Origin of the sequence: Acinetobacter sp. yr461 (genome assembly GCF_900110445.1) — a bacterium.
GTDB classification, from domain to species: domain Bacteria; phylum Pseudomonadota; class Gammaproteobacteria; order Pseudomonadales; family Moraxellaceae; genus Acinetobacter; species Acinetobacter calcoaceticus.
This window is the reverse complement of sequence record NZ_FODU01000006.1, coordinates 150,543-172,110: the sequence shown is the minus strand read 5'-3', so window position 1 is coordinate 172,110 and position 21,568 is coordinate 150,543. Positions and strand designations below refer to the sequence as shown.

The window sequence follows — 21,568 nt, the reverse complement described above, 5'->3', positions numbered from 1 at the left end:
TTAAAACCCTCTACGCATCATTGAATAATAAGCATTGATGTATTCTGAATCCGTCACGTTATTTGGATTTCTACCCTGCTTTTTAAGCATATTATCAATTTTTGTTTTCATTGAGTCAGTTATATCACTCTTGCTTTTCACTTGAGCATATACGCGATTCAATTCAACCTTATCATCAAAGAAAGGCCGCGTAGTTGTAACACGCACTTGGTTATTAATATTTTTAAGCACTACACGGTTCACTTGGTCCCAATTTAAATGACCGCCGTTTTTGGCTTCAGCTTCCCGCAATGTTTGCATTAAATCGGTTTTAACAGCGTTGTAGTGCTCTAACTGTTTTTTATCAGTAGTACTCGTAATACCGATCATGCCTAAATATGGCTTTAACGCACTCGAAATTGTAGAGTCATTTACTAAGAAAGTTTTTTCATCTTTAGCCTTAGTTGTTTTTACTCCGTTTACATCTGCATATAGCTTGGTCACTTCCTTATAATCGGTTGGTGATAATTTATCCGCATACTGGTGTAAAACAGATTGTGGTTTCCCTTTTAAGAGTTCATCTTTATTAAGCATGATCATACTTAATACAACAGGGTCTGTTTTAACATCCTTTATGTATGTAGCTTTGCTTACAGATTTTAAACTATTAATTTGGCTTGGTTCTAAAGCTGTAATACTTCCCGCAGGGATTTGTTCAAACGTATATTTCCCTGACACGATACCTTTGTATAAGGTGTCGTATTCCTTATTTTGACGTTCTTCTTTGGCTTTATCTTGCCCGCCATAATAACGATCTGTAGCAATCAATGCCTTTTGCTTTACTTCAAGAGGTGCATTGCTTTTCCAAATCTCGTCATATGCTTGTTCCCGTGATTTTGCAGGTTGTTTTATATAGTTCCCAAAATCATCTGTAAGCCATTTATCCACACGCTGAATATAATTACGTGTTTCAGATGCGGGCGGTTGTTGACCATTCAACACAGCTTTAGCAGCATTGCCGCCGCCGTTATAATATGCAGCAATAACCATCGGGTCTTTGGTTTTATATTTTTTACTGATATCAGAAATAAAATCTAAAGCGGCATCAATTGTATCCGCAGGATTGTTAATATCTCTTTTTCCATTATTGCTGTACTGTTTCCATGTTTCAGGCATGAATTGCATTACTGACTTCGCGCCCTTTGGGGATACAGCATTGTTATTTGATTTCTCACCAGATAAACGAATAGCAAGTAAAAGTGGTGCGGCCCAATCCATACCTTTTTCTTTAGCGGCATGCACGGTGTAAACATCCAAGCGCTGATCATTGTATTTAATACCTTTCATCTGATCAGGTGATAGTGCTTTCAGTTCTTTGGCAATTGTAGCCGATGCTTGTGGAGGAGCATTTAAAGCAGGGTTACTATATTCTTGCGTTCCGGTTGTGACATTGTTCACTAACATTTCAACTTGCTGTTCTTCTAGCTTCTGATGAATACGCTTGTTAAGTGCATAATCATCGGCAGGTGAAATCTCGGTACCATATTTATTTTTATAAGTTACAGCTGATTTCAAATCATCATTTTCAATAAAAGCATTGATGTTGTTTAGGTGCGCACCTGAAATTGATTTCAGATACATGTTTTCCGCTTCTGTACCAGACTTACCATTAAGTGCAATCAGTTTACCAATTGAAGCTTTTAAATTTTCACGGCTTTCATCAATCTTGGCGAAGTCAGCAGGGTTTTCATTTATCTCACGAATAAAACGTTCGGCAGAAGATGAATAAACACTTTGTTGGTAAACATCGTTTTCACGTACAAAGTAATTTTGCAAAGTGCCTTTAAATTGAAGTGAATCACGTGCGGCAATTTGCTGAAACATAGCGCGTTGACGGCCATTGCTCAATTTACTTCCGATTTCCCCTGCACCATCTTGATAAGCCCGTGAGTAATAATCAACAAAGCTTCCACCTTCACCATCATCAAAGCTAACAACTTCACCGCCTTTTTTCTTAATGTAGCCGTCAGTGTCGTTATTTTCCAAATGCAAGCGCAATTCAGAAAGTTTGTTTTGTGCATCGATTACACGTACACGGTCGTTTTCATCTTGGTATTCTTTATATTTATTGGCAGCCGTGTTTGCAAGATTAGCAAAACCATCGACTTGACTGCTAACCATATCGACGGCTTGACCAGGTGTAACACCACCGCTGAGTTGAACATTTGGCATATCGCCTTCAGCGACTTGTGAAGTAAACTGAGGTATACGCATTTAAGATGCTCCCATCCAATTCCAATTGTAGTTCTGCCACGATGCGCCTTGCTCGTTGCCATAAAGCGACATTGAGAAATTACTATTGCTGTTATACGAGCCAGTTGTAGGCTGCGACATAGTAAGAGAATCTCCGCCCTGCATTGGACTGCCTCCACCACCACCCATTAATGAAGACGCGAATTGGTCCATCGCTGCAAGTTCAGCATTTAAGCGCGGACGTACTGATTTGGCTTGAGCTTCAAGAGAATTTTTCTGATTAATATAATTCGTCTCTTGCACACGATGCCCCCATGACTTCATGGCAGCATTGTATTTGATAGTGTCGATATCACCTTGAGCAAGCATTTCTGTACTTGCTAATAAGTCAATCGCAGAGCCTTGCGTAACATCAATGCCATTATCAGCAAGTGCATTAATTTGGCTCGACTTAAAGCCTGAAAGGTTACGCTGAAAATCAGTAACTGTGTTGCGACCGTCATCAATTGCATCACGCGCTTGAATATCGGCAAGTGTAGCGTTAGCCCCTGCCAATTCAGCTTGTTGTTCTAAAGACTGTTTAAGCGCCTTTAATTTTAAATAGGTTGTTCCACCTTTAACCGCAGCAGTTGCAATGGCTTGATAGAGATTACCCCCACCCATTTGACCGCCGCCACCTCCACCGCCACCGCCCATACCACCCATCATGACATCACCGTAATACTAAACGGATGAAATAATTCACCGTTAGCCCCATGAACTACAGGTTCTTTAATAGAAAAACCTAGGTGTTTTAAAAATCGTATTGCTGCATCATTTTTGATGTAAACATGATTTTTAAGAGCGTCATAATTTGCAAGCATCTCTCGTAAAATACTGCGGCTTTGTTTCACAAACTCAATTGGGTATTTCTTAATGTGCGTGGTACCAAGTAACCAAGGGCAACCAACATTACCAATTAAGCTTGTAAGCCCAACACCACAAATAAAAAGCAACTTGCCATTTACTACAACGGACCATGCATCACGTGAACCTTTCACGCACGTTTTAACGATCCAATCGTAGTTATCACTGAAATATGCTTTTAACTCTTCTTGATCCGCAGGGCGTAAATTTTCAACGAGAATACGAATGTCGCGTTCAGTCGGTTTGCGAATCTCAATATTATTTCGTCTCATTTAATCTCAACCTCTAAGGCCAATAATTTCATAGGTAAAGGTTTATCATGTTTTACCGTAATTTGAACGTCTCGCTCGAATGTACTGGCAACAGGAACTTCAACAATACCGTCAATTAAATCTAATGGTCTGCCGTAAGGTTCACGGCTGCGCGGTTTATATTCAGTTATTGCTGTAGGCTGTAAACTATCTTGATTAAAACCTACTAAAATATTTTGGGTGCCAAGCACACGTAAAAACGCATTATTTACAACCTTCGGTTTAATTGGATTGGTTTGCTGATTAAGTACAGGTAATGTCTGCATTTCAGCTTCATAGGGTAAACCAATCCAAACGTTAGATAATTCACGGGATAATTGGATTATTCCGTTCACAACTTTAACAGGTGGTTTCACACCACCGTCAGCGAAAACAGATACTGTCTGACCTTCAAGCCAATCTAAACCAGACAATGACGTTACTGCCGCCCCTTTATAATGAAAACTTCCATCTAAATGACATTTATCCTGCATATCTAATGGTTGTCTAGTAAGCATTCGTTCAATGGTATAAAAACCGTTACGCTCAATTAATGCATATAGAACTGTTTGATTTTCTTCAGGAATTGCCGCAACAGATAGAAACTTGCCCTCTGTTTCATGTTCTGCCCAAGCCCATACTTGTTGTTGCGGTTCGTATGTAAGAGACAATAAAACTCCATCATCACGAACAAAATATATAATACTCATAGGCTTACGCAACAAAGCACAATCTATTATTTTATGTTCATCAAATAATTGAGGGCACATAATAGATAAATCTAAAGTCTGATAAGAAACGGTGTACGATCTAGCAAGTGAAATTTCATGAACATGACCTGTTTGATCTGAAGCAAATACCGCAGCACCTCCAACTTCAACAGGTGTTACATCATTTGCACCTTCGGAAGACTGTTTATTTACGCTTACACTTGCAGCAGTAACTGCCCCATCTGAAGAAAGCCGCCAAACCGCACTGCTTGTAAGAATCATTAAATCGCTCATTGGAACGAGATGTTTTACACCGTTACCATCGCGAGCCGCAAAACGTATTTGAATTGAGTCAGTATCTTGAAGCGGAATGTGATAACCAAAATTATCATCAGTTGCTGTACGTGACATCCGCAACCATTGAGGAGATTTATAGCCACCGCCGTAAACTTTGCGTTGTCCAAAATATCCAACGGCTGTCGGATAGAACTCGAAAGGATTACGAATTAAAGGCGGTGTGATTGCTCCATTGGTTTCGATATAGTCATCGGTAAAACTTAATTCAGTTGTTTCACCAATGAAACTCGCAAGGCCAGAGCGAAGTTTAAAGACGTTATAGCGTGTTGCGCCTTCTACTGCTTCCCATGTCAAAACATTTGAGTTGCCTGATAAAGTTAAATCATTTTTTAGTACTGGTGATTTAGCCGATGCTTGTGATTCATTTTCATCATTTACAGCTGTAACTTGATACACATAATCACGTTCGATATAACCCGTGTCATTTGGTTTGTTTACGGTACCATTTAAATTTTGAGGTGCATCTAAACCATATCCAACAGTAACAACTTCAGTTGTCCATTCCGTTGCACCTTTACGAATGATTTTACGTGGTGGATAGTCCGGGTGTGTGATTGTGATAACGTCAGCAGATTGTGCATATCGGAGTTGCATTAAGTGCTGTTCAGCATAAGGCACAACAATTTCTAAAGGTGCATCATTATCATCAAGTAAAATCCCACCATCAGCAAAGAAATTAACAGCACCGGCACGGATTGCCAGAACAACTGTTTGTTCTTCACTAAATACAAATGGAATAAGGCGCATCTTGCCTAATGATTTCTCATAATGGTGGACGTAGCGAAAACCTGCCCTATATGTCAGGCCGCCAAACAATTCGACATAGAAGTTTTTGCATTTAGCAACACCTGTTTGATATTTCGCTTGATCAATACGACCAAACATATCAGGGGATATCAAGCCACCATTAAATGAAAATTGCATTATTATCGTGCCTCAAACATTGAGCCTACATGCTCAGGACGTTTTTCAATTCGATGTTGTTGAAGGTCAATAAAAATTGCTTTGCCCTTCTCAACTTCATGAAGCTGCATCATTGCTAGCTGTTTTTGCTCGTTTTGAGTTAATGGCCCTGCAATTCGACCTGCTAATAGATATGACAACGCAAGCTTGAAAGAGTCAGGCATTAACGCCAAATCTTTTACATCATGCACATAACGTAAGACTGGCGCAGGATCATCCGTAAACAAGTGGTTCCCTTCAACATAAAAGCGTGCACCAGACTCAAGCTGAAATAATCGCACCTTGTCACTAGGCAAAACGTAGGCTGTACCAAACTCATAACCCGCATCAATATTCAAGCGAACACGTTTAACTGCAAAGGTCCACTGATGTTCGTTATCAAGCAATTCACGTCGGCAAATTGGGTAATATGTATTACACAGATTTGCGGGTTTTGTCGGTTCGGTTAGTTCATTTACAACATAGCCTTGTGCGAGGTGCGACAAGGCCAAATTGCAAAGATCAACGATTGATCTCATGGGTTTATCCTGCTTTAGAACTGTTTGTCTAAATCTGCTTGATAAAGTTTTTCTTTCAACAAGTACCCTTCAAGCTGCCAAATTTTTTCAAACGCATTTTTGTAGGCAACTTCCTTGCCGATAAACGGGTCGAAGTTTTCTGGACTTACGCAAGCACTCTCACCCGTAACGGTGAATCCATTTTCTAGGACGATGGTGCAGATCGTAAGACAGCGTAACGTTTGATACGTCTTTTCATCCATAGCCTGTTCAGGGTCAATGGCTGCTAAAGGCGAATGGTAATAAACTTGCTTAACTTTTGAATCAATGTGAGAAGGTGTAATGCGTGGAGCTGTTAAACCTTTCTCTTGAATTTGTTGTTCAATTTGTTCTTCAGACATTTGGTGCACCTTTAGCTACGTTTGCTTTGTGAGGTAAAGGCCCGTACTAATACGGGCCTTTTTTAATTACTCAGCTTTTAAAAGCTTAATAATTTGCGCTTTACTTTCTGAACCACTTAATGAGATGCCCTTTTCAGCTGCTACATTTGCCAGTTCTTCAGGTGTCATACTTGAATAAGCTTTAGTAGAATCAGCTTGTTTTGGCTCTACGTCTTCAAACCAAAGTGCAGTTTCATCTTCTGGAACAGAAAAAACTTGCCCCTCTTCAATCAAACGGTCGTTGTAATAACCTTTTTGAGTAGCACGTACTTGTTTAGTAGTCTTTTCAGTCATTATTAAGCCCCTGCGTAAACCGGATACGCAGCGCTAACATCACGACTATCAGAAATGTGAGAAAACACAGTTCCTGCCGTGAATGGTCCACTACCAACCGAATAGTTCAAACGCACATAACGCTTAGGTTTAACGGGCAACATCACTTCAGCAATAACACCCGAATTAAGCTCAGCACCTGTATAAGCGCGGGAAGTTTCGATGGTTTCCCAAGAAACATTGTCGCTAGATTGTTGAAGCTGCACAGTAATGGTTGCCGTAGTAGGAGCTAAGTTTTTACCACGAACCAAAACAGGCAAACGATTTACACTTGTTGATGCCTTCTGCAAATCAAGTGTGTCCGTAGATGTCGCTGTGACAGTAATTGCCTGATCAAGCGACATCACTAATAATTTATCAATAAGCATAACTACTCCTTAAACCACACGTGATTCAGTGTTAAGAATCGAATCCACACGACGAATAGGCATGCCGTCAAACTTAGTAACGCTACGTCCACCCTGTTCTTCTACAGTGATACGTACATTTTTGTTATTAACGCTTTGACGACGTAGGAAAGATGAAATTGTGCGGTTTGCATAAATCGCAACACGACCACTCGTTTTACGTGGCAACAATTCAGCAGCTTGAGCCAATAAGTCAAATAGGTCTGCACCTGCGCTCGCATCTTTGGTTAATGCCACTACATCGATGTTTGCAATACGTACTACTGCACGCCAGTCGCGTACAGTAACACCAGCATTCCAAACGAAATGAGTACGTAAAACTTGATGCATCAAACCGTTTTGATCTTTGTCTGTTACTTCACCAAGATTGCGGATTTGCAAACCTGCTTTAGTTCCTTTTGGATAGATTCCGTGAACAGTATCTTTATGCCATACAACAAACCAAATTGAGGTGTTGTTGTTTCCTGTACCGCCTGCATCTAAAATATTTCGTTTGTTGGCAGGACTAGTCTGGTTAATGTCATTGAATCGTGGCGCAAATCCAGTAAATGCAGCAGGTGTGTCACGTGCATTACCATAAATAAGAGTCTCGCCCATTGTTTGAGACATACCCTCAACAAATGCAGCATCTTCACTAGCACGCCATTCTTGAGGGTTCTGTTCCATATCATAAAGTTGTTTATCAACTTCAGAATATGATTCGAGCAAACCGCACGTATCACGTACAGCTGCAGTTGCAGATTTTTCGGCAGGAACACCATAGTTTAGTAAACGCCAAGCACCTTTAGGTAAACCTGTGCGAATTGTTGTTTTATGACCACTACCGTCATTTGCTTCAACCCAAACCATGTCATCAAGCAATTCATTGCTTGCGCTAAGGATTTCAATAACTGCACTTTCGGGTGTTTGTCCGTAGCGTGCAGCTAAATCCATCAAGGTCGGTTGTAATTGTGCGATTACAGACATATTCAGCCCTCTGTTAGTTATTTATCATCGCCATACCAAAGTTTGCCGAGACTGGTTCCTGTTGTATTGGTTCCCTGACCATGAGTAATGCTGTCAGGTTCTAACAACTTGCCCACTTCTGTCATAAAGCCGATAACATCAGGATGGTTACCTAGTCCGCTCTTATGAAGAATATTAGAGATTTTGTCACCTCGCGGTAAGCTGAAGGCGCGTTGCGCTGTCAACAGGTTCTTTTGAAGATTTTCACCGCCATACTCTTTGTCGGCCTTAGCTGCATCGACCCATGAAGCAACGGTTTTCAATTGCTCTTGCACTTGGCGTTGCTGCATTTGAACACCTAAATCCACAAGTTTTTGCACAGCTTCTTGAGGCATTTTGAATTGTTGACCAAGTTCATGAAGTACAGTTTGATCTTCAGGATTTAACGTAAAACCTTCAGGCATTTGAAAATCAGTGTATTGAACTTGTTGCTCAGCAGGCGGCTGTTCACCACCGAGTAAAACGTCTTGCGTTTCTTCAGTTGTGTCAGTAGCAGTATCGCTAGGCGTAGTTTCAACCGTTGTTGTTTCTGTAGTTACAGGCGTAGTCGCTGTATCTGTTGTTGTGGTTGCTGTTTCAGCAGGTGCCGCAGTTGTGGTAGTAGATGCGGTATCAGTTGCTGTCGTAGTCGTTACTTCGCTCATGGCTCACCTTCTCTTTAAGTTCGTCAAAATGTTGTTTTTGCATGTCTAACCATGCGTCTGTATTTGCTTGTGTGATTTCACCGAGAATGTAGAGACCAAACTCTCTACGACCTTCAAAAAAAGCGAAATCGTTTGTATTTGCACCTGAACCGTAAGTTGGTTGTAGTAGGTTTGCTCTGTTGAGCAGGCGCATTAAAAAACGTTTACCTTGTTCAGTGGCAAGAATGGTTCGCAGGTCATTTAGTTCCTGGTCACGCTTACGTTTGTTTTCGTCTACTTTCTTGTCTAATTCACTCATGCACCACCGCCCATAAATAAATCAGATACAGTTTCAACATTGGTATCGCCTACTGTTTTAAGCGTATTTGCATTGGCGTTTTGTGTTTGTGCTTGTTGTGCTGCTAGTGCTTGCTCTTGTGCCATTTGCTGTTGCTGTGCGCGTTGAGTACGGATTTGCTCAACAATACGTTGTGGTCTAAATACATTTGGCGATACGCCGTTAATATCCATGTATTCATCCATGAACTTATCAGTATCAAATTTGTCCATAACTTCAGGATTAATTTGCGCCACTTGCCCAACCATAGCTAAGGCACGTTCAAGAATTGCGGAGCCTGAAGACTTTTGAGCAAGTGCAAGAATTGATACGAAATTAATTTCTACATTGGCATTTTGAATTGCAGCAGGTGCAATCTGGCGAAGATAAGCATTAGTTGATAGAACGCGCTGAACACAGATTTCTACAAGTGGGCGTAATAGCTCATCGATTTGGCGCTCAACAACGGGGCCAAGCATCAGCATCTTTTCTGATTTGCGCTCATACACTTCTGTTGCAGTCATTTTGCCCTTATCAAAAGCATCGAGCATCATGAATAGATCAGTGTGAAATGCACGTTTAACACGCTCTTGGCATTGGGTGATTAAAGCCATGACACCATTCAAATCGAATTGAACATTCAGCATCTGCTGAACTTGCGCAACTTGTGAAGATGGAGAGGCTTGATAGAAAGCAATACCGTTTGGCAATGTTTCCCGCTCTTGACCTTTTAGATAATCAGGTAAAAGCATAGGTGGGCGAACTTGATAATCAACCCCAACCGCAATTTGTTGATGCCCTTTCTGTAATGCGCGTAAATCACCAATACAATCACTTGCAGGACCTTCACCATAGACATCACTACTTGAAACAGTCCAACGGCCACAAATGACCTGAAAGCTCATCATGCCGCTTTCGCGTAGTAACTTTTCATTTGCATTTGGTTCAAAGTAGATGGATGCAAATGGCATGTTTTTAGGGCCATGACCTTTCGCATTTTCACGCTCATAAATCGCATGCTGAACTTCAAACTCTTGTTCATAGTTCTTATTGTCATAAGCACTTTTCACTGAGTCGGAAACTTTATCAATTCCAAACTGCTTGACCATATTGATCGTGGTTAATTTGAACTTGCGATACACACCGTTAGGTTTATTAAACTCATCAGTGGTAATTGCAAATTCACCAAACGTCATTGGGATTTGGTCCATCAATGCCGCTTTGGAGTTAGCACCGTGATCAGGTACCAAGGCTGCACCGATACCAAACGCACCTTCCTGCATGTAAATATGGTGAATAGTTCGATAGGTATTACTTTTAGAAAAAGCTACATAACAAGCATCCTCTAAAGCTTTAAGCCATTGTTTTACTTCAATATCTTTCTGTAATTGTTCATCGGCTGCTTGCAATGTGAACCATTTACGACTAGGTGAGCACGTACCCGATACCATGCCCGCAGCAAGGGTTTTTAAAGAATCTTTACCTGTGTTATCAACGATCTTTGACCAAGCCGAACGGTCGTGCTTTTCTTGATTCTTAATCGTTTTGATAGCTACGGGTAAAACGTGCAATGCAAGTTCGGCACAATAATCATCTTGATCTGTGACACGATTTTGCCAAACAGCATCGAACCGTTTTTTCAGCGCAATGATATCTTCTTCACGCATATTAACTACCGCCTGTGCCTAATAGTGTCTTTTTACCTAAGCGCAAATTCTCGTCATCAACACCAGTTGGGTCGGTGTACAGCGTGTTTGCAATACCGCCTGACATTGAATTTTGTGCATTCTGAACACGGTCAATTGTTGCCGATGCGTCTGGTGATTTAGCATCCTGACGTACTGGCTGTTTAGGCGGTGCTTGTATTTCTGCCTTTTTAGCATCCATACCAAACAACTTAGCCGTCTTGTCTAGTACGGCATTACCGCCAAATAAAAAATCGCTACTGCACATTGCTAAACTCCAATCAAGGTTGTCTTTTCCAACATTATGCTTTTGTGAAATGCACAAGGCCCTGTTTCCTGTTGACACTACGCGTAAGGGTCGTAATCACGTCTTGCACTTGAACCATGAATGGCCTGCATAACTTGACGTTTAGGTGTGTCGATTTGTGCATTGATAATTGCAGAGCCATAGTCAGGACTGCGGCCAATACGTTTAACAATCTCTTCACGGGATTCGACTTTGATGTTTGCGCCTTGCAAGCCCCAACGCGGAGCAGTTAAATCAGCTAAAAGTTCAGGTTCTGGCGGCAAAGCAACTGTGCTTCCGTATGCAGGGTCTAATGCTTCACGGAATTGCCACCAAAGTTGTGATCGAAGATTGAAGAAGGTTAAGCGACCAGATCGGTCGAAAGAATTTGCAGCGTTGCGAACATCAACGGGAATGACATGCATGCCTGATTGTTTTAAGAAATCGTATGTACTTGCACCCACACCGATAATATCAACGTGAATTGGCGCACCATCACGCACATGTGACACAGCAAACGATGCGCTTGCAGTTCCATCTTTAGACTGGATGCCCTCAAGTACATTTGCACGGTTATACCAAAAACCGTGACGAGCATAACCAAGGGTGTTGTCCTTACCACCACGCGCAACGTCTAAGCCGTATGAATCCATTGGGAAATCGCCCTTATACATAAGGCGCATTTCATCTTCTGGCTTCCAACGTGCTTGTGCTGCTTCTACCCATGCGGTCGGGATAACTTGCCAAGGGTCATCTTCAATACCTGCACCGAAGTCGCCATATAACATTTGAGATCGTAAAGGCTCAGGTAATGCTTGTAATGTGCTCATGTAACCCGTCTCCATGTAGTACTTGTTATCAGTAACACGTGCAGGAATGAACGTGCGTGACTTGGGGGTGATGATGTGTTCAGGCTTGTAATCTTTTGGGTCAAAGTCATAAACGATCTGATCATCGATAAGTACAAACTGCTTATTGCTTTCAACTTCCTGTTCTTTGCCTTTCACCATTGCGAAGTAACGCAATTCACCCGGCTTTGCAGGGTTCGGATGGCCCTTTTTAATCCATGGTGCAAAATAATCAATTACCCATCGCCCTTCCGCTGTGGTTGGTGGGTTGAAGGTCATTAGACATTTGGATTTGATTGTTGGGTCAGATGAACGATTCCACCCCATTACAAAGCGTGCTTGAGATTCACGGATTTCTGTAGCTTCATCGAGGGCCTTAAAATCATGAGCACGACCTTGCCAACGCTTCTCATCACCCAAATTATCAAGACCACCAAATTCGATTAAGCGGCCGTTGCCTAAATTCCAGAATGATTTTTGCGAGTTATAGCCGTTCTTATGGCCTAGAATTTCCTCACAGCGCTGTACGATACCGTCTGTTTGCGCTTTCTCTCGACGTACCACCAAGCTACGTTTATGCACTGTTAAGAATGAACCAACGACTAAATCCGTCTTGCCACCACCTGCCGCACCACCGTAGCCAATAACATCGGCTTGTGATAAATACGCAGCCATTTGCGGACCTTCAAGCGGGAACCATAAAGGCGCATCTGCAAGGAGCTTGATGATTTCTGCACGTTCATCTTCATCGAGTTCCAATAGATACTGCTCGATTTCCGATTCGCTCATTTCAGCAAGCAATGTGAGAATTTCATCATCGGCGGAGTTTTTCATAATCAATCCAATCTCCGTATTCAAAAACAGTCATATACCCAATAGCAAAGAGGAACCAGATATCCGCTAAGTCTCTTGTGTTGTGGTCAAGAAGCCTAAAATATTCACCTGTTACGGAGAATAATAAGAACCATGTAAGGCAGCTAAAAAAGGCGGACTTCTTTAATGCCCAGTACTTAAGCATCAACACAGGGATAAGTACGGTTATTAATATCGAAATGCCGAAGGCGATTAATTCATGCTTCGCGGTCATACCCTCACCCAATCCGATAACTCGAGCCGATAAAGAACAATCGCAAGTTGCAAAGGTCACGTGACATACCTGTTTTAAACAACTTCATGATTGTTCTATGCTCACCTGCAACCAATTGCGCATTTGTCAAATTGCCGCAATCAACCCAATATCCATTAAGTAAACATTGGGCATATCCGTGTTTACCGATTCTTAAAAACTCACGGGAAACCCAATGGTAATGGGTTGCTGTAAAAGGAACTGTTTTGCCGTTAATTTCCATAATCAAACGACCTCCACTTGCCAAGGTTGAACACGGAACGTTTTAACGTTCTTGGTTGTTTTGTTAGGTTCTTCATTCAATGACAAAGTGAAATCTTCAATGCCTGTTAGCCAATAGCCCTTGTCTGTATGTATGCCATTGATGTAGTAATACTTCTTTGTTGCGGGCAGATAGACCTGTTGTCCGATCTTGTAATTGTGCTGTTCACGCATCTTTGTTCCCCTTACAACATGGGCACTCTTCAATCTCTGGTGGGATTACCTGATCGTTAGAATCAAATTGCAATTGGCCTAATGCAGACCAATAAATCTTGCGTAGTTCTGGTGTGTCTTGCAGGTTGTGAAATGCAAGTTCAAATTGATATGTGCACGATGTGTTGTGCCCATGTGGATTGTTCTGGCAGAGTTCCCAAGCCAATTGCACGGCAGCAATTTTGTATTGACCATCTTCATAAATAAAAAGGCGCTCGCCGTGCTGAAATACAAGTTTTTGGTAGCTTTGAGCGTTCTTAATGTTTTGTTCGAATTGTTCACGCATCGTCTTTCACCTTCTTTTTAGCCTTGATCAGCTTTGCAAGCGCAGATAGCTTTTTACTTGATGCTTTCGGGTCAGTTAATGGATTCTCTGGGTCGTTGCTATGCTCTACACGCTCTTTGAACATGCCAATGTGCTGACCTGCTTTAACTGCGGCCGCAAACTGATCATTCATTTTTATTTCAACACCGTATTGATTTTCTTTAATGCCTGCATAAAGCAATTTGGCTTTTGAACTCACTCTTGTAGTGTCAGAAACATGGGTATAGCCCACACCTTCACCACGGCATTCAGGGCAATCAGGATTAGGCTCTTTGGTCTTATCAAATCCAAAGCCACCATCACAATCGGGTTTAGGTTTTTGGTTTACCTTGGCCGTATAACAAGCATTGTGATATTCGCCCTTGGTCCATTGGTAATAGTGATCTTCACCCCAACAGTAACGACAGTTCACACGAACATATTTGATTAGCTCGTTAGGGTCAGCCGTTGCCATATCCCAAAGTAGATTTAAAACCTTGTCTTGAGTGATCTTGTTGCGTTCTGAAAGCTCAGCTTCACCTTTTGCAATTGCTTCTTGAACTGAAGTTTTCTGAAGGAGCTGATAACCCATTTGTTCAGCAGTTCTTGCAGAATAACCTGCACGTATAGCTGCTTGCGTTGCATTACGATCAATCAAGTATTCATCTACAAAGCGTTGTTGTTTTCCACGTAGAGCCATTTAAAACACCTCCTTGTAGCAAAACTTCGTGCAAATACGTCTGCACATTTCATGGGAAATATCGTACTTGTTAGCGAGCTGACGATAAGACAAGCCTTCGTTGTGCAAAGTTCTAATATTTTTAACGTCTGACTCTGTCACCTTTGGCGTTGAGTCGCGTTTCACCTTGTCCTTCACGACAAATTCAGGTAGGAAAGCAAGTACTGGCATAATCAAATCTCCCATACTTCCAACTCAACTAAACCGCCTTTAACCACATTGCCGCGCTTCACAATAATTTCATCAAACTGTTCATCGTCATGGCATAACCCTGCTTTAACCAAGCTATCGAGCAACGCTTTTAAGTGATTATCAATGTCACGACGTGCACAATCAGGAAAGTGAAAAACCACGCTCATTTTTAAACGGGATGTGCTGTATTTAGCTTTCACCAAAAGGGCAACAAAACTTTGAAATGCCTTACCTCTTGCGCTGATATAACGTCGTTTACCATTCGCCATCCAATAGTGATTTACGGATGGTGGAGACATAGCAATTTCACACTTCAAAATTTGATTCATTGGCCCACCCGCGCATCTTTCCAATTGCACTCAACAGTTCGTAAACCGTCATGCTGAAAGCGAGACCATAAGCGGTCGCCTAAATCCATTTTTAGTTTGCTCATTGAAAAATTCGAAATGAGCATCGTTGGTTTTTTACGGTCATAACGAGCCGTTAAAACTTTGTGAATTATCTCTAAGCGCTTATCACGGTCATGCAAACCGTATTCATCAAGAATGAGTAAATCGTATTGAGTGAAGTCATAAATTACTGATGCTTCGGATTGATCTTTCGTATCTTTATCCCATGCGTTCATGATGCGCTGCGCAAGCTCTTCACTTGTGATGTATCGAACGTACAAACCTTTTTTGAGAAGTGTTGATGCAGTAGCACAACCAAGATGCGTTTTACCCGTTCCAGTTGAACCAACCATGATGAAATTGGATTTATTACCTGCAAGCAATGCTTGTGCATACTCGATGCATTGCGTAAGCGTATGAGCTTGAGCCTGTGTGCGAGTCTGATAATTTTCAAAACCAGATTGAGCATGACGTTCAGGAAGCATTGCACCACCAAAATGTTTATCACGAACCATCTGATCAACACGTGATTGGTCGCCTTGCTTTGAATCATGAACATGATTAATCGCACATTGAGGGCAAATTTGATGCGGTCCCGCTTGTACTTTTTGCACCTGGTGGATTTCACAAAAACCTTCAGCAATTTTGAAGCCGTTTAAAAGATTAACCATTGCATTCATCGTAAATCCTCCGGTATGTGCACAGTTCCTGTGAACGGGCGATCATCTGATTTAGGCTCGTTATTCCATGCGTCATTGACGTTTCGAGAATCGTTAGCCGAATTTGTTTTAGCAGCGGGTTTGCTTTTAGCCAGACGGCTAGCTTTCAAAGCATCGTCTTTAGCCCACTGGATATATTTCGCGTAAATCTTGTTTTCAATGAGACGACCTGAACGTATTTCAGGTGCGTAATGCGGTAGGAAGGTAATCAGGAAAGTATCAAACTCATCTTGAGTGGTTTTCGGCAAGCCTGCTCGTTGTCTCCAAGAATTAATTTCATGAAGTGAGGGTTTCCAAAGACTCAAATCGGCTTCAAGGGATTTTTCGCTCGTGCCTTGTGTTTGTGTATTAGTATTATTATCTATTCCCTGTCTATTCTCTTTACTGTCTATTGCGATCCTCTGAGGATTAGGGTTGCCATCGCCCCCCGATACGTTAGGCGATCCCGACTCTACAATTTTGGCAATCTTTTTAGTTAACGCCTTGGATTGAGGTGCGATACTTTTTAGTCGATAAACTGCATCGCGTAGCTGACTTTGTAATTCAGAAGTATCAATTTCAATACTCCATCTTTTAGCATTGCCTTGTGCGCCAGATATAGCATTTGCAAGCTTTTCAATCCAAGCTTCTAGTGCTTTCTCTGCTACAACATGGTGATATAAACGACCATCACCGCCATCAACCCAACCACGCAAAGCGTGCTCTTTTACTTTTTTCCATTTAGTTCCCATGCCTGAAAGATGCGCGAGCATCTTGTCATTGTTAGGAATGCTTGCCGCAGGGATTTGTGACCAACTTTTCAACCAAAGTGTCAAGCTTGCAACTTTTTCTGAATCGTCTCCAAGAATCCATGTTTCAGAATTCAAAAGTCGATCAATATCGAGTGGCATGAATGGAAAATTTGATACATCACATCCCATTGGGGTTAGTGGAATTTGTGTATTGTTCATACCACCTCACTTGCTCGATACATAACTTGTCGGCCAGATATTTCACGTGACCCAAGCAAGCCTGCACCAATTACCCTACCTTCGCAGGTAGCGCACATAGGGCGATTAGAGCTTGGTGAATCAAGTAAAACCCCTGTTCCCTTGCCTGTGCCACCGACACACATGGTCATGCCACACCAACAATGCACGGCAAAATGTGATTTATCTCGGAAGTTCATAAGCGTTACGTGGCGAACTCTATGCGTATATTCGCCGCGTCTTGCCTCAACAAAAGGAACTGATTTTTTAATTGCTTTGCAGTTTTCACTGCCAAAGCCTTTGCGCTTCATGTAGCGGCTAGGCGTAAGATCAATCATTGTTGTCATGCTGCCCCCTGATATTTCTTTTCATGAGAGAAATTAGCTCTCACAAGTGCTTCAGAAAGTTGAGGGCAAACAGAGTTACCTACCATGCGGGTTTGTTCTGTTTTAGTCAGTTTTACGGTGTTACCGTGCTCATCAATTCCATAGCTAAAAATATAATCATCTGGAAAACCTTGAGCCTTAAACAATTCGTGTGGTTGAAGCATACGAAAGCCAATATCAGCAATTTCATATGTCTGACCTTCAACAGTAACTAGACCGAATCTGTCTCTTGTTGGAATGGTGCGCAGCGGATTATCAATGCTATTTCCGTCTCGTTCATTCCCATAGAATGCAGTAAGGAATGCACGAACTTCTGCAAAGTGCGCACCGCTTGAAGTAATGGTATGAATAGGCTCATCAACTCGATGACCGATATTATTCTTGCGTAGCTTGACTAGGTGACTAGCTACAATGCTGTGATGATCTTTAGATGTAATAGTGTGAATAGGTTTATCAGCATCACTACCAATTACCCCTGTGTAATTTTTCGCAAGAAATGCAGAAACAAGCGCATGATGCCCGCCTTTCACACCGGCACAAATTGTTCTTAATGGTTCATTTGCAGGCATACATCTAGGAGTTGAAGCATTCGCACACTCTGTAAGAACTGGGGCAACTAAAGAAAATCTATTTTCAGTTGTCAAAGTTCTAAGTGGTGCATTTAATTCAACGCCACGAACTTCACCTTTTTTCTTTTCACCGTAATAGGTGGAAATAAAAGGACTTGAATTTGTAGCGCTCATTGGAACAATGAACGGCTTTTTGTTATTTATGACATAACGCATAGTGCCCGTGGCAATTCTGCGCAATGTTGCTTCAGCAAGTGATTTTTGTCTTGTAAAAATACTTGGGCAAGGCAAAGACCAATCAATACATTCCGCTGCGGTGCGCCAAGGTTTTAACTTTCCAATTAATACAGCTTTAGATTCAGGGTCGCCATGTGTTTGTTTAGGCCAAAGAATAGGTAAGCCATCACGACGAGCAATTAAAAAGAAACGCTTTCTAGTTGTTGGAGATCCATAATCACATGCTTTAAGTTCACGCCACTCAACATCGTATCCCTGATAACGTAGCGCCTTAACAAAACTACGGAATGTTTCACCTTTATGTTTAGGGCAAGGCTTGCCATCTTCACCAACACGGCCCCAAGTTTTAAACTCTTCAACATTCTCAAGCATAATTACACGCGGGCGTGTTAAATGCGCCCAACGCAAAGCAATCCAAGCCAAACCACGAATTTTCTTTTCTACAGGTTTGCCGCCTTTTGCTTTAGAAAAGTGCTTACAGTCTGGTGAAAGCCAAACTAGACCGACAGGTTGATTATTTGTAGCTTCAATTGGGTCAACATCCCAAACAGACTCACAATAATGCTTAGTATCTGGATGGTTAGCACGATGCATTGCTAAGGCTTTCGGGTCATGGTTAATTGCAATATCTACAGCACGACCAAATGCAGCTTCTAAACCAGTACTGGTACCGCCACCGCCTGCAAAGTTATCAATGATCAATTCATTTGGGAAAAGTGCTAAATTCATACTGCACCACCTTTCACCAGTTTTAATTCGCCATCTAAAATTGCTTGGATAACGTCTCTTAACTGTGGTGAACGCCAAGTTGACTCAACATAAACACGCAATTCACCATGATTATGACTTTGGCGTTTAATGTAACGATCAGCATCGTGACGGGTTAAAAATGCCTGAATATTTACCCACTCTTGGACATGGTGAACTTCATACCAATCACGCTTGAGTTCAGTTGCCATTTCTTCCATGATTTCGCACTGATTGGATTCATCAAGCTCAGGAAAAAGTTCATCATATTCACTAAGGCAAAATTCATTAATTTTGTGTCTTTCTGCCGCATCTAGTGAATCAAAGAGGTCAACTACTGTGTCATACATTGAGCCGTCGAAAGTCCAATTACTCTCATTGGCATAATCTGAATCCATACCATGAATAATCTTTTTCTCTTGAACCATCCAGATAGGGTCTCTGGTAGAACAATAGTGTTTTTCATGGCTTTCGATTAGCTCGGCAACAAACTCTTGCCAATTTGCATATGTAAGATTGCTCATGACACCTCTCCCGTAGCTTTAAACGCACGACTGAGATGCACTGATTCATCGCAAGAAAATACGCGACAGTTTTTAGAAATATGATTTTCAATGCGACGGTCATCGCCCATGTCTTCAATTTTCCGCTGTTCCACAGGTTGAACTAAACAGTGATTACACTGCTCTCCTTTAAACTCAGGACATTTGTTTTTGCACTTATGTTCTGTTAAATTAGTCATGTGATTTAATCCCTTGATTAATGAACAACTAAGCCTGATCCACGAAATCAGGCTTTTTTAATACCCAAGTTTTTCCTTTTTTCCGCTGATCTCGTCATGAAACAGGTCATCAACGGTTTCAATTCGGTTCATCCAGCTTTTAGACATAACTAAAAGTGCTGCTACCCGCTCTTTATCAATACTTTGATAATCCTTTGGTACCACCTTCAAACCTAAGCAACTCAATAGCTCGCAAAAGTTTTCAATTTCTGTTAAGCCATTGCTTTTCTTGTCATTTTTCATTCTTGACAAAGTGCTCGCATCGACATTTAGATGTTCCGCAATTTCTACATTTTTATTTGATGCAAGTGCCTGCAATATTCGGGAGACGCCATTTCTGGCGCTTGCAGATAGATCGACTAATAATTTGTTCATGTGGTTTCTTCCGCTTTCTGAGTAACTTTCTTATGAAGAGCCAAGAGACCAGAAGCAATCTTGTGGGAAATGCGTTGTCCTCTTTTGCCATTCTCTAAGTCACTTACATAACTTTGAGAGCAAGGAACTTCAGCAGCTATTTGTGGTTGAGTCATACCGCTTTGTTTAATATCAGCGATTATTTCTTGCCAATTTTCCATAGGTACTCCAATAACTATATCGCTTTAGAAGTAATTTATCTTAATTGCGATATTAATGCAATCTCCATATCGATAAGGTTTTGTATCACAATTGCGATATGGAGAAGGTAGGATTTTTAAAATGGCAGAATTAACACCAGGTGATCGTTTACGCTTTTTAAGAACTCAAGCCGGTCTTAATCAAAAAGAACTTTCTAAAAAGACAGGCGTAGGCCAATCATCTATTTCTGACTTTGAGAATAATGTGAAAATTATGGCAGCAGATAAACTTGCCATCATTGCTAAAGCATTAAACAGTACGTCTGAGTACATAATATTTGGCGGTTCGAATGCCAAATTAGTAGAAGATAAGCAGTTAGCCGTATGGGAAGACGGTGACGAAATCCCTGCTAATATGGTGGCAATCAAGTACTACGATGATGTTCATGTTAGTGCGGGATATGGATATATGAATGAAACCCCACAAGCACCAAAACAACTTTGGTTTCGTCGTGATTCACTAGACGCTTACAACGTAAGTATCAAGGACTCAGAAGCAGTTGTTGTACAAGGCGAAAGCATGTACCCCGAATTTTCAGATGGTCAAGTTATTGCAGTCGATAGGTCTGCAACAAAGATATTTGACGGTGAAATATATGCCTTTCAAGTTGGAGAAGATACTAAAGTAAAATTTCTCTTTAATTGGAATGAACAAGGCGAAGGCGGTTTTAAAGCTGTGTCACGAAATGAAGATAAAGTTCGTTTTCCAGATGAGTTTTATTCCCCTGCCCGTATTGAATCAGAAGGGATATATGTAATTGGTCAGTACTGGTGGAAATCACAACTCAAAAGAATTAGAAGATAAATTTTAATATCTCAATAGCCCGCTTTATGCGGGCTTTTTATCGTTTTAAAGAAATACAGAATATCTTAATTGCAATATTTATCTCGATTGCTATTGACAATTAATATCTTAATTGCGATATTTATCTCACCAACTACTAAACCAAAAAGTTAGGTGAATGTTATGCCCGCTAAAAACACTTCATTCAGTCAAACCCTAGCAAATCTTCAACGTGGCGACACGATTGAACAACTCGATTCGCTTTTGACTGAAGCGCTCCAAGCATCGAACGACACAGGCAAAGTTTCAAAAGTTACTGTGACTTTGACAATTAAGCCTAATGGTCGTGGTACCTACAAAATTCAGGATGATATTAAGTCAACTCTTCCTAAATTCGACAAAGAACCAACTGTCCTATTTACAGATGGTGATCAACAGCTTGTGCGTGAAGATCCACGCCAACAGAAATTAAATCTTGAGCACATTGATGCGGGTACACCTGCCGAGCTCAAACAACTTCCTACTGATAACAAACCAACAATTAAGTCTTTAAGTTAATTAATTAGCTTACTTAATAACTGTTTTTAATAACTTTTTCTAAACAAGCCATCACAGGTAAA

Annotated in this window: 31 protein-coding genes; 2 read left to right on the top strand and 29 right to left on the bottom strand. The window is 41.3% G+C overall.

Annotated elements, in window-relative coordinates; genetic code table 11:
- The 29 genes from BMW38_RS11530 to BMW38_RS11390 form a co-directional block, all read right to left on the bottom strand.
- The gene (locus BMW38_RS11530) at positions 1 to 2,253 is read right to left on the bottom strand and encodes a lytic transglycosylase domain-containing protein (RefSeq protein ID WP_092708112.1); all 2,253 of its coding nucleotides are present in this window, start codon (positions 2,251 to 2,253) and stop codon (positions 1 to 3) included.
- Positions 2,254 to 2,940 carry a hypothetical protein gene (locus BMW38_RS11525; RefSeq protein ID WP_092708109.1) on the bottom strand — a complete coding sequence of 229 codons (687 nt, stop codon included), beginning with the start codon at positions 2,938 to 2,940 and terminating at the stop codon, positions 2,254 to 2,256. It abuts the gene before it with no gap.
- Positions 2,937 to 3,410 carry a phage protein Gp13 family protein gene (locus BMW38_RS11520; protein WP_057073495.1) on the bottom strand — a complete coding sequence of 158 codons (474 nt, stop codon included), beginning with the start codon at positions 3,408 to 3,410 and terminating at the stop codon, positions 2,937 to 2,939. Before BMW38_RS11520 ends, BMW38_RS11525 begins: the two co-directional genes overlap by 4 nt.
- Positions 3,407 to 5,419, bottom strand: coding sequence for a hypothetical protein (locus BMW38_RS11515; RefSeq protein WP_092708106.1), 2,013 nt, complete (start codon positions 5,417 to 5,419; stop codon positions 3,407 to 3,409). Before BMW38_RS11515 ends, BMW38_RS11520 begins: the two co-directional genes overlap by 4 nt.
- 2 nt (positions 5,420 to 5,421) lie before the next feature.
- Positions 5,422 to 5,976 (bottom strand): hypothetical protein, encoded by a 555-nt coding sequence (locus BMW38_RS11510; protein WP_092708102.1) that lies wholly within the window; start codon positions 5,974 to 5,976, stop codon positions 5,422 to 5,424.
- 14 nt (positions 5,977 to 5,990) lie between these two features.
- The gene (locus BMW38_RS11505; RefSeq protein ID WP_092708100.1) at positions 5,991 to 6,356 is read right to left on the bottom strand and encodes a Gp49 family protein; all 366 of its coding nucleotides are present in this window, start codon (positions 6,354 to 6,356) and stop codon (positions 5,991 to 5,993) included.
- 66 nt (positions 6,357 to 6,422) lie between these two features.
- A complete protein-coding gene (locus tag BMW38_RS11500) occupies positions 6,423 to 6,689 on the bottom strand; it encodes a hypothetical protein (protein WP_086223064.1) in 267 nt (88 codons plus the stop codon).
- A 2-nt stretch (positions 6,690 to 6,691) separates the two neighbouring features.
- Entirely contained in the window at positions 6,692 to 7,096 is a 405-nt protein-coding gene (locus BMW38_RS11495) for a Bbp16 family capsid cement protein (protein WP_086223063.1), read from the bottom strand.
- A 9-nt stretch (positions 7,097 to 7,105) separates the two neighbouring features.
- Positions 7,106 to 8,101, bottom strand: coding sequence for a major capsid protein (locus tag BMW38_RS11490; RefSeq protein WP_086223062.1), 996 nt, complete (start codon positions 8,099 to 8,101; stop codon positions 7,106 to 7,108).
- A 17-nt stretch (positions 8,102 to 8,118) separates the two neighbouring features.
- A complete protein-coding gene (locus BMW38_RS11485; RefSeq protein WP_092708097.1) occupies positions 8,119 to 8,784 on the bottom strand; it encodes a hypothetical protein in 666 nt (221 codons plus the stop codon).
- Positions 8,753 to 9,082, bottom strand: a complete 330-nt coding sequence (locus tag BMW38_RS11480) for a Bbp19 family protein (RefSeq protein WP_032055975.1) — start codon at positions 9,080 to 9,082, stop codon at positions 8,753 to 8,755. Before BMW38_RS11480 ends, BMW38_RS11485 begins: the two co-directional genes overlap by 32 nt.
- On the bottom strand, positions 9,079 to 10,767 hold the full coding sequence (locus BMW38_RS11475) for a portal protein (protein WP_092708093.1): 1,689 nt from the start codon (positions 10,765 to 10,767) through the stop codon (positions 9,079 to 9,081). Before BMW38_RS11475 ends, BMW38_RS11480 begins: the two co-directional genes overlap by 4 nt.
- A 1-nt stretch (position 10,768) precedes the next feature.
- Positions 10,769 to 11,053 (bottom strand): hypothetical protein, encoded by a 285-nt coding sequence (locus BMW38_RS11470; RefSeq protein ID WP_086223058.1) that lies wholly within the window; start codon positions 11,051 to 11,053, stop codon positions 10,769 to 10,771.
- A 77-nt stretch (positions 11,054 to 11,130) separates the two neighbouring features.
- A complete protein-coding gene (locus BMW38_RS11465) occupies positions 11,131 to 12,753 on the bottom strand; it encodes a terminase (protein ID WP_092708090.1) in 1,623 nt (540 codons plus the stop codon).
- On the bottom strand, positions 12,734 to 13,006 hold the full coding sequence (locus BMW38_RS11460) for a hypothetical protein (protein WP_092708087.1): 273 nt from the start codon (positions 13,004 to 13,006) through the stop codon (positions 12,734 to 12,736). Before BMW38_RS11460 ends, BMW38_RS11465 begins: the two co-directional genes overlap by 20 nt.
- A gap of 4 nt (positions 13,007 to 13,010) precedes the next feature.
- Positions 13,011 to 13,268 carry a hypothetical protein gene (locus tag BMW38_RS11455; RefSeq protein ID WP_092708084.1) on the bottom strand — a complete coding sequence of 86 codons (258 nt, stop codon included), beginning with the start codon at positions 13,266 to 13,268 and terminating at the stop codon, positions 13,011 to 13,013.
- 2 nt (positions 13,269 to 13,270) lie between these two features.
- Entirely contained in the window at positions 13,271 to 13,480 is a 210-nt protein-coding gene (locus BMW38_RS11450) for a hypothetical protein (protein WP_092708081.1), read from the bottom strand.
- A complete protein-coding gene (locus BMW38_RS11445; protein WP_092708078.1) occupies positions 13,473 to 13,805 on the bottom strand; it encodes a hypothetical protein in 333 nt (110 codons plus the stop codon). The genes BMW38_RS11450 and BMW38_RS11445 overlap by 8 nt, the downstream gene beginning before the upstream one ends.
- Positions 13,798 to 14,523 carry a terminase small subunit gene (locus BMW38_RS11440; RefSeq protein WP_092708075.1) on the bottom strand — a complete coding sequence of 242 codons (726 nt, stop codon included), beginning with the start codon at positions 14,521 to 14,523 and terminating at the stop codon, positions 13,798 to 13,800. Before BMW38_RS11440 ends, BMW38_RS11445 begins: the two co-directional genes overlap by 8 nt.
- Positions 14,524 to 14,733 carry a hypothetical protein gene (locus tag BMW38_RS19760; RefSeq protein ID WP_092708176.1) on the bottom strand — a complete coding sequence of 70 codons (210 nt, stop codon included), beginning with the start codon at positions 14,731 to 14,733 and terminating at the stop codon, positions 14,524 to 14,526.
- Positions 14,734 to 14,735: 2 nt separating this feature from the next.
- Positions 14,736 to 15,083, bottom strand: a complete 348-nt coding sequence (locus tag BMW38_RS11430; RefSeq protein WP_092708072.1) for a RusA family crossover junction endodeoxyribonuclease — start codon at positions 15,081 to 15,083, stop codon at positions 14,736 to 14,738.
- Positions 15,080 to 15,823, bottom strand: coding sequence for an ATP-binding protein (locus BMW38_RS11425; protein ID WP_092708069.1), 744 nt, complete (start codon positions 15,821 to 15,823; stop codon positions 15,080 to 15,082). Before BMW38_RS11425 ends, BMW38_RS11430 begins: the two co-directional genes overlap by 4 nt.
- Positions 15,820 to 16,812, bottom strand: coding sequence for a DUF1376 domain-containing protein (locus tag BMW38_RS11420; RefSeq protein ID WP_092708066.1), 993 nt, complete (start codon positions 16,810 to 16,812; stop codon positions 15,820 to 15,822). Before BMW38_RS11420 ends, BMW38_RS11425 begins: the two co-directional genes overlap by 4 nt.
- The gene (locus BMW38_RS19625; protein ID WP_244524346.1) at positions 16,809 to 17,030 is read right to left on the bottom strand and encodes a hypothetical protein; all 222 of its coding nucleotides are present in this window, start codon (positions 17,028 to 17,030) and stop codon (positions 16,809 to 16,811) included. The genes BMW38_RS11420 and BMW38_RS19625 overlap by 4 nt, the downstream gene beginning before the upstream one ends.
- Positions 17,031 to 17,173: 143 nt before the next feature.
- Positions 17,174 to 18,751 carry a DNA cytosine methyltransferase gene (locus BMW38_RS11410; RefSeq protein ID WP_092708060.1) on the bottom strand — a complete coding sequence of 526 codons (1,578 nt, stop codon included), beginning with the start codon at positions 18,749 to 18,751 and terminating at the stop codon, positions 17,174 to 17,176.
- On the bottom strand, positions 18,748 to 19,293 hold the full coding sequence (locus tag BMW38_RS11405) for a hypothetical protein (protein ID WP_092708057.1): 546 nt from the start codon (positions 19,291 to 19,293) through the stop codon (positions 18,748 to 18,750). Before BMW38_RS11405 ends, BMW38_RS11410 begins: the two co-directional genes overlap by 4 nt.
- A complete protein-coding gene (locus BMW38_RS11400; RefSeq protein WP_092708054.1) occupies positions 19,290 to 19,511 on the bottom strand; it encodes a hypothetical protein in 222 nt (73 codons plus the stop codon). The genes BMW38_RS11405 and BMW38_RS11400 overlap by 4 nt, the downstream gene beginning before the upstream one ends.
- A gap of 57 nt (positions 19,512 to 19,568) precedes the next feature.
- A complete protein-coding gene (locus BMW38_RS11395) occupies positions 19,569 to 19,925 on the bottom strand; it encodes a transcriptional regulator (RefSeq protein WP_092708051.1) in 357 nt (118 codons plus the stop codon).
- Positions 19,922 to 20,125, bottom strand: coding sequence for a helix-turn-helix domain-containing protein (locus tag BMW38_RS11390; protein ID WP_000432867.1), 204 nt, complete (start codon positions 20,123 to 20,125; stop codon positions 19,922 to 19,924). The genes BMW38_RS11395 and BMW38_RS11390 overlap by 4 nt, the downstream gene beginning before the upstream one ends.
- A gap of 121 nt (positions 20,126 to 20,246) precedes the next feature.
- Between BMW38_RS11390 and BMW38_RS11385 the strand changes: the two genes are divergently transcribed.
- Both BMW38_RS11385 and BMW38_RS11380 read left to right on the top strand, forming a co-directional pair.
- Entirely contained in the window at positions 20,247 to 20,969 is a 723-nt protein-coding gene (locus BMW38_RS11385) for a LexA family transcriptional regulator (protein WP_092708049.1), read from the top strand.
- Positions 20,970 to 21,131: 162 nt separating this feature from the next.
- A complete protein-coding gene (locus BMW38_RS11380; protein WP_092708046.1) occupies positions 21,132 to 21,506 on the top strand; it encodes a hypothetical protein in 375 nt (124 codons plus the stop codon).
- Positions 21,507 to 21,568: the final 62 nt, after the last annotated feature.

Coding starts and splice junctions, on each gene's coding strand:
- BMW38_RS11530 (WP_092708112.1), bottom strand. CDS start 2,253: ATGCGTATACCTCAGTTTACTTCACAAGTCGCTGAAGGCGATATGCCA.
- BMW38_RS11525 (WP_092708109.1), bottom strand. CDS start 2,940: ATGATGGGTGGTATGGGCGGTGGCGGTGGAGGTGGCGGCGGTCAAATG.
- BMW38_RS11520 (WP_057073495.1), bottom strand. CDS start 3,410: ATGAGACGAAATAATATTGAGATTCGCAAACCGACTGAACGCGACATT.
- BMW38_RS11515 (WP_092708106.1), bottom strand. CDS start 5,419: ATGCAATTTTCATTTAATGGTGGCTTGATATCCCCTGATATGTTTGGT.
- BMW38_RS11510 (WP_092708102.1), bottom strand. CDS start 5,976: ATGAGATCAATCGTTGATCTTTGCAATTTGGCCTTGTCGCACCTCGCA.
- BMW38_RS11505 (WP_092708100.1), bottom strand. CDS start 6,356: ATGTCTGAAGAACAAATTGAACAACAAATTCAAGAGAAAGGTTTAACA.
- BMW38_RS11500 (WP_086223064.1), bottom strand. CDS start 6,689: ATGACTGAAAAGACTACTAAACAAGTACGTGCTACTCAAAAAGGTTAT.
- BMW38_RS11495 (WP_086223063.1), bottom strand. CDS start 7,096: ATGCTTATTGATAAATTATTAGTGATGTCGCTTGATCAGGCAATTACT.
- BMW38_RS11490 (WP_086223062.1), bottom strand. CDS start 8,101: ATGTCTGTAATCGCACAATTACAACCGACCTTGATGGATTTAGCTGCA.
- BMW38_RS11485 (WP_092708097.1), bottom strand. CDS start 8,784: ATGAGCGAAGTAACGACTACGACAGCAACTGATACCGCATCTACTACC.
- BMW38_RS11480 (WP_032055975.1), bottom strand. CDS start 9,082: ATGAGTGAATTAGACAAGAAAGTAGACGAAAACAAACGTAAGCGTGAC.
- BMW38_RS11475 (WP_092708093.1), bottom strand. CDS start 10,767: ATGCGTGAAGAAGATATCATTGCGCTGAAAAAACGGTTCGATGCTGTT.
- BMW38_RS11470 (WP_086223058.1), bottom strand. CDS start 11,053: ATGTGCAGTAGCGATTTTTTATTTGGCGGTAATGCCGTACTAGACAAG.
- BMW38_RS11465 (WP_092708090.1), bottom strand. CDS start 12,753: ATGAAAAACTCCGCCGATGATGAAATTCTCACATTGCTTGCTGAAATG.
- BMW38_RS11460 (WP_092708087.1), bottom strand. CDS start 13,006: ATGACCGCGAAGCATGAATTAATCGCCTTCGGCATTTCGATATTAATA.
- BMW38_RS11455 (WP_092708084.1), bottom strand. CDS start 13,268: ATGGAAATTAACGGCAAAACAGTTCCTTTTACAGCAACCCATTACCAT.
- BMW38_RS11450 (WP_092708081.1), bottom strand. CDS start 13,480: ATGCGTGAACAGCACAATTACAAGATCGGACAACAGGTCTATCTGCCC.
- BMW38_RS11445 (WP_092708078.1), bottom strand. CDS start 13,805: ATGCGTGAACAATTCGAACAAAACATTAAGAACGCTCAAAGCTACCAA.
- BMW38_RS11440 (WP_092708075.1), bottom strand. CDS start 14,523: ATGGCTCTACGTGGAAAACAACAACGCTTTGTAGATGAATACTTGATT.
- BMW38_RS19760 (WP_092708176.1), bottom strand. CDS start 14,733: ATGCCAGTACTTGCTTTCCTACCTGAATTTGTCGTGAAGGACAAGGTG.
- BMW38_RS11430 (WP_092708072.1), bottom strand. CDS start 15,083: ATGAATCAAATTTTGAAGTGTGAAATTGCTATGTCTCCACCATCCGTA.
- BMW38_RS11425 (WP_092708069.1), bottom strand. CDS start 15,823: ATGAATGCAATGGTTAATCTTTTAAACGGCTTCAAAATTGCTGAAGGT.
- BMW38_RS11420 (WP_092708066.1), bottom strand. CDS start 16,812: ATGAACAATACACAAATTCCACTAACCCCAATGGGATGTGATGTATCA.
- BMW38_RS19625 (WP_244524346.1), bottom strand. CDS start 17,030: ATGAACTTCCGAGATAAATCACATTTTGCCGTGCATTGTTGGTGTGGC.
- BMW38_RS11410 (WP_092708060.1), bottom strand. CDS start 18,751: ATGAATTTAGCACTTTTCCCAAATGAATTGATCATTGATAACTTTGCA.
- BMW38_RS11405 (WP_092708057.1), bottom strand. CDS start 19,293: ATGAGCAATCTTACATATGCAAATTGGCAAGAGTTTGTTGCCGAGCTA.
- BMW38_RS11400 (WP_092708054.1), bottom strand. CDS start 19,511: ATGACTAATTTAACAGAACATAAGTGCAAAAACAAATGTCCTGAGTTT.
- BMW38_RS11395 (WP_092708051.1), bottom strand. CDS start 19,925: ATGAACAAATTATTAGTCGATCTATCTGCAAGCGCCAGAAATGGCGTC.
- BMW38_RS11390 (WP_000432867.1), bottom strand. CDS start 20,125: ATGGAAAATTGGCAAGAAATAATCGCTGATATTAAACAAAGCGGTATG.
- BMW38_RS11385 (WP_092708049.1), top strand. CDS start 20,247: ATGGCAGAATTAACACCAGGTGATCGTTTACGCTTTTTAAGAACTCAA.
- BMW38_RS11380 (WP_092708046.1), top strand. CDS start 21,132: ATGCCCGCTAAAAACACTTCATTCAGTCAAACCCTAGCAAATCTTCAA.